This window comes from Pseudomonas sp., assembly GCF_050739995.1.
In the GTDB taxonomy this organism is placed as follows: domain Bacteria; phylum Pseudomonadota; class Gammaproteobacteria; order Pseudomonadales; family Pseudomonadaceae; genus Aquipseudomonas.
On the sequence record NZ_JBOICG010000041.1, the window covers coordinates 1 to 6,232 of the forward strand.

A 6,232-nucleotide genomic window follows, 5' to 3' on the forward strand; every position below is an offset into this window, starting at 1 on the left:
GGTAAAACATTTGCCTGCTTATATACCGCTATCGCAGGCAAGCCAGCTCCCACAGTTGATGTGTTTTGTTAGATAGATAGTGCAATGCATTGAATTTAAAGCATAAAAAACGGCGCTCACGGGGCGCCGTTTTTTGTTCGCAGCGAACACCTTACTCAGTAGTAGGCGTTTTCTTTCTGCGTGTGGTCAGTCACGTCACGTACACCCTTGAGCTCCGGAATGCGTTCGAGCAGCGTACGCTCGATACCTTCACGCAGGGTCACGTCCGCCTGGCCACAGCCCTGGCAGCCGCCGCCGAACTTGAGCACGGCGATGCCGTCATCCACCACGTCGATCAGGCTGACCTGACCGCCATGGCTGGCCAGCCCTGGGTTGATTTCGGTCTGCAGGTAGTAGTTGATGCGCTCGTTCACCGGGCTGTCGGCGTTGACGTTCGGCACCTTGGCGTTCGGCGCCTTGATGGTCAACTGGCCGCCCATGCGGTCGGTGGCGTAGTCAACCACGGCGTCATCCAGGAAGGCTTCGCTGAAGGCATCGATGTATGCGGTGAAGCTTTTCAGCCCCAGGGCGGTGTCTTCAGGCTTCTCTTCCCCAGGCTTGCAGTAGGCGATGCAAGTCTCGGCGTATTGGGTGCCGGGCTGGGTGATAAAGACGCGGATGCCGATACCCGGGGTGTTCTGCTTGGACAGCAGGTCAGCCAGGTAATCGTGGGCGGCGTCGGTAATGGTTATGGCAGTCATGGAAACTCCTCACAGGCTTGCCGGCAGTTTACGCCAAAATATTACGCAGGTACAAAGTCCTAGTGTTTTTGTCGGGAAAGCATCAAGACATCTTGCGCAACTACGGTTCAAAGCCCTTTAAAAACAATGGCGCCGCTTATGTAAAGCAGCCTGCACCTAAAACTTCCTCATTGTTTCTTCAGGTCGTTCACCCTGAGGAAGCACCATGGCAACCAAACTTACCCCCGCGACATCAACTCAAGCTCGTCAAGAAGCGAGCCTTAAACAATTGCAGGCGTACCAGGCCGCTGTAAGCCAGTTGATCGCGCAACAACCCGAAGCCGCAAAGACGCTCATGGACCTGCTCCATGACGAGGTTCAACGCGCGTTCCGTGACCACCCTCTGCCCATTCCCTTGGATGCAGTCAGTGTTGAAGAACACATTCGGTTTGTGGGGCCCACACGCTCAACCCGCCTGGAGCCGTTACACATACCCGCGCATCCGCTCTCTCGACTGTTTCATGACAAGCCTTGGGGGGGAGAGCATTATGAGGCTCCGAATCGAGTCTATCGCTACTATGCCAAAACCACCTATCACGAAAAGAATTCAGAAGCACCCAATGGCCAGCACACGGTTCATCGCAGGACCGGCAGCAACTCGGCTTTCGAACGTTTTATCGACGATCTGATCCAAAGGCCAGATCGCTGCTATCAACAGAAACTGGACGATTTCTGGCGTGAACCCCATAGCGCTGGCAGCCCCCTAACGCGCACTCAATGGCTGGCCAGTCAGTTGCAAACGGTCGTTCAAGCCGAAGCGACACTGCGGGCTGAGGACAACACGCTCGACAGACAGGGCCAGACGCTCATTGACCAAGTCATCAAGCTCCCCACTCACCTGAAACGTGCGCACCTGAACATTGAGAAAAGACCTACTGTGTTCTCAATCTGTCTTGTAGCCGCCGATGGCAAAGCTGATATTGCGTTGTCCCACGCGTTCGTTGTCTCAAGCAAATCCTGTGAAACACCTGTAGATGCTACCTCCGATGTTGGGGCCGCCGTGCTTTTCACCCCTCACAGAGGCCTTGATTCATTCACCTCGCTGCACGCGCTCAATCAGTCACTCTCTGTCCAATTTGCTGAGACTCAGCCAGATAGCGGCTTACTGACGTGTATCGCCTGGCAAGACCAGGCACGTGCCCAGGCCCATCAAAAGGCCCCCCTCGCCTTCCACTACCGGGAAATCAACGCCGCCCTCTTTGAAGATCGCGCGCACTCGCTACTGGCCTTGCAAAAACAGGATATTGCATACGGTTGGAGCCAGTTATCCCGGTATGGGATTGAAGGAAAGCAGGTATATGAGTTGTTCAACCGCGTAGCGAATATCGGTGCCTTGCTGGACGTCAGCGAGTTGTTGATACAGCGCGGCAGGCGCTACATCGAGGCGAACTTGCCTGGATGGTATAGGGCGTTGGATAGCGTGGACAAACAAGCCCTGGATCGCTTGATTGGCGATGAGCTGATATCCCACAAGGCGCTGGTCAGCCAGCTCCAACGCGTCACTATTCCCCCACTGCAGGTGTACGCGCGTGACGAACTGATCAAGCAACTGGCAACCAATTACCCAGGCCAGGTCATCGATCCCGACAAAGTGACGGTCAAAATAACGACTTGCCTCAACCCCGCCAGCCTGGGCGGAGGCATTGGCTCGGATGCGGTCCCTGGAGCACCCGCCCCGGCAAATCCCCCCCATTACACACAGACCCTGTCACTCACTGAGTTGGCGCTCAAGAACAGCACGCCTTGGGATTTCAGCTTCTACAGCCTGTTTATCGGCGAACGCACTTCAATGTCCGCGTTCATCACCGCGACCAACGACCAGACACTGGAACTCGATGAAAACGCCCTGACCTCGCTCGTCAATACAGTGGACATTGCCAAAGGTTATGACAGCCTGCTGCAAAAGCAATTGTTGGAGAATGCCGTACCCTTGCGCACGGCGTGGACCGCCGCCCAAAAAGCCCACCTGATGACGGCTGCTTTGGTTGCCAAACTGGAGCCGGGGTGCTTGCTTGAAGACCGCGAACATCGTGGCTATCAATGGATCAGCACACTGATTGCGCAGGGACGCACAACGGTGGGCGGACACAACATTGTGGCCAGTGCACTGTTGGTCGCCAACTCTGCGAGCACCCGAAATGGTCATGAACTCAATGAAATATTCATGATCAGCGTCGAACGAGGCCAATCAGTACCCAACGTCATTCTTTATACGCCAGACGCTCCCGGCGCACAGCCCTTCAAGGAGTTCGCCGACCTCTCAGCGATGCAGCAATTCCTTCAACAGCAATGGGCATCGTCCGCCGAATGGCGACGCTATTTCATGCAGCGGATGTCTTTGTCCGACCAAGCAACAGTGACTGAAAACAAACTGTCCGGGACCCGTTTGTTGAGCGACCTCGTGGTCAACAGCCAAACCAGGTTGCGCAATCCTTTTGATACCGTGCATACCTTCGTGATCAAGGCCCCGCTCCTGGACGCACTGTATTTACAACGCGTCCATACCCTGCGCAGCAATGCCGATCATGTATCCACCAGCAACGCCGAGGTCAGCCAGCAATCGCTCTGGAACAAAATAACATTTGGCGTAGACCTCGCCCTGAATCTACTGGGCCTATTGCCCATCACTACCGCGTTCAACAGCGTACGGCGAGTATCCCGTTTGTTTCTGTTGCTTAAACAAGTGAGTAAATCAAAGTCCGCCGCCAAGAGGCTCTGGGCAATCACTGGTGCCCACGGCGTGCCAAGGCCCACGCCCACTCTGCGCCCACTTGCGACGCTAAAGCCGGCAGTCGATCTCAGCGGCCTGGAAGTCAAGATCAATCCGCAGGACCTGACTCAAGTTCGAGCCAATCTTTATCAAAGCAAAGCCCACACCCAGCAATATGCCTTGATCGATAACCAACACTACCTGTGCGATGTGGCCCAAGGCCAACGTTTCATTTACCCGCCGGGCACTGGCGCGAAAGTGCTGCGCTATCCGCTGGTATTTGACGAGGCTTCGCACCTCTGGATTGCACAACCCATGCCCCGGTTACGCGGTGGCATGCTACCGGTTGAACAAGGACCTTTTGAAACCAGCTATCAGGACTATGAGCTGCCCTTGGCTGACCTACACGCACTCCCCGACTTCAATCTTGCCGGGCCCGGCTCATTCAGCCTGGAAAGCCTTGTGCCATCCTTGTCGCCAGATGTTCAGACCGCCGTCCTGCATCTTTTTGCCGTCCAGACTCGCCTGCGCAGGCACGCAAGGCAGTTCTTCCGGTCATTCAGCCCGCCCGCCAGGCCCCTTGCTCTGCCACCGCCTGACGCAACGTTCGAACAACTGTTCTCTGAACTGTTCCGCCAACACAACGGCCTCATCGTCGGGGAAGCTCATCATCTTGATGTGGCAAGACGCTTTTTAATCGAAAACATGGCGACGTTAAAACGCCAAGGCGTCGACACACTCTATCTCGAATTACTGATTACGGACCTCCATCAAAGCGCCCTGGACACCATCAATGCCTCTCCCACACTCGCCATGCCGACCTTGTTGAGCGACCGCCTCAATGCAGCAGACGTCGCATATGCCAACACGACACCCTACAATTTCACGCGATTGATAACCGAGGCTCGGGCCCAGGGTGTACGAATCTGCGCACTGGATGGAGCGGCAAGCTCTCAGCTCGCTCCGAACGATTTGATCCCCACCGGCACCGCCCCCTCCCTGGCCGACCAACTGGATCGGGTGACCGTGTTCAACTTCTTCGCCTACAAAAGAATCACCCACGATCAACTTGTCCATGGCCCACACCACTGGCTGGCGTTGGTGGGTGAAGGACACTCAAGCACATTTCAAGACATTTCGGGATTGGACTCGCTGACCGGAGCATCCAGCATACGCATGGGCGGACGCATTCAAGGGCTACCCGCACAAATCAGGCCAGACCCCGGGGTCTTGATGCCATCGCTACTCTCCAACCATGAGATGAGCTTCAAGAGTGATGTACTCGTGCAACTGCCAGACCAGGCTAACGGGCACCCCATTGACAGGCGTGTCCACCGCCCGAATCAATTCACCTTCGTCAGGCCCAGTGCCCGACAGATCGATGTGCACTACATGAACACTCAGCACCAGCGCCTCAAAACATCCGTGCAGACAGATACCGCTGGCGTCTATGTCGAACACACCGGGTTTGGCCAGGTCAGCCACCGGCGCTTTGTGACCTTAAAGGCCTTGGCGGATGCCCTGACCCATGAACTGCAAATGGTCGAGGTGTGAAGACGGGCGGGCGCCTCATAGGTTCTCGTAGCGGTTCATGTCCAGCACACCCTCTTCCACCGGGGTGGTTTCACGGATGTACTGCGACAAATCATGGAAATACTGCCAGAACAGTGGGTGGCTGCGGCGCACTCCCCAGCGATCGACAACTTTTTCAAAGCGCTTGGCATCCTTGGCCCGCTCCATTTCAGCGACGAACTCGGGCACGTCCTGGGCCGGGATGTTGAACATGAAGTTCGGATAACTGCTGAGCACGCCTGGGTAAATCGTCAGGGTGTCGAGGCCCGGTTGGTAGCGATAGGCCTCCCCCAATAGGAACGCCACATTACTGTGGGCTCGGTTGCGCAACATGCTGTAAACCACACGCTTGCCGCGCAAGGTTTCAATACGCAGCATGGTCGCCTCGGGCAGTTGGTCGATGACCTTGAGCCCGGCCGCAGGTCGTGACGTCAAGCGGCTGAGCGCCTGCTCAGCGTCCTGTAACGCCGGATCGACGCCATCACGCGAGCAAAATGCGCCGGAGCAACGGTTGATGGGGTCAGGGCTGGCATTCAGATCACCATAGCGACTGAGCAGTTGGTTGGCGAAATCACGTTTCGGGTCGTTTTCGCTGAGGTGCAAACCGCTGGGCTTATCGTCATCAATCGCCTCGTAGTCCAGCCACAGCTTGAGCTTGCCGCTGTTCTGGTACCAGTCATCGAGGAACCCATCGCGGCTGTCCGCCGGCATCAGGCGCAGAAAGTTCTGCTCGGCGCCGTTGCGGATCAGGTCGAAATACAGGCGGGTCTGGGCCTGGTGCGACACGTTGCCAAACACGTCGAAATTCACCGCCAACTGATAGTAAGTGCGCTCCAGCAACGGGTAGTCGAACAACCACATCGTCTGTGGCACTTCACCGATCAGGCCCTTCGTGACCGAGGCACTGTCGAAGTGCCGGAAGATGGTCAATAACGCATTGTCATTGCCAGCCCATAGGGTCGACCAGCTTGGCGGCGCTATGTCTGCATAGCTGTCGCGGCGCAGGGCTTCGTATTGGTTGCGCTTGTCCCGGTACGCCAACCACAGGCTAAGTACGCTGCCGACGTCATCATTCTGGCCGGGCATGGCCAGCAACGGCGTAGCCTGGCCGCGATAACGGGCATCGGTGATGTACAGGTCGTGATCCGGGTCCTGGAACAGGGTCCAGAAG

At 56.5% G+C, this 6,232-nt stretch carries 3 protein-coding genes; 1 reads left to right on the forward strand and 2 read right to left on the reverse strand.

Translation table 11 applies throughout. From position 1 onward, the window contains the following. Positions 1–155: 155 nt before the first annotated feature. Entirely contained in the window at positions 156–740 is a 585-nt protein-coding gene (gene nfuA / locus ACRESD_RS01485) for a Fe-S biogenesis protein NfuA (protein WP_003190728.1), read from the reverse strand. Positions 741–945: 205 nt separating this feature from the next. Between nfuA and ACRESD_RS01490 the strand changes: the two genes are divergently transcribed. Further along, positions 946–5,043 (forward strand): hypothetical protein, encoded by a 4,098-nt coding sequence (locus ACRESD_RS01490; RefSeq protein ID WP_431749310.1) that lies wholly within the window; start codon positions 946–948, stop codon positions 5,041–5,043. 15 nt (positions 5,044–5,058) lie between these two features. Here ACRESD_RS01490 and ACRESD_RS01495 read toward each other — a convergent pair. Further along, positions 5,059–6,232, reverse strand: a 1,174-nt coding sequence (locus tag ACRESD_RS01495) for a fatty acid cis/trans isomerase (protein WP_431749311.1), incomplete at its 5' end; no start/stop codon positions are given.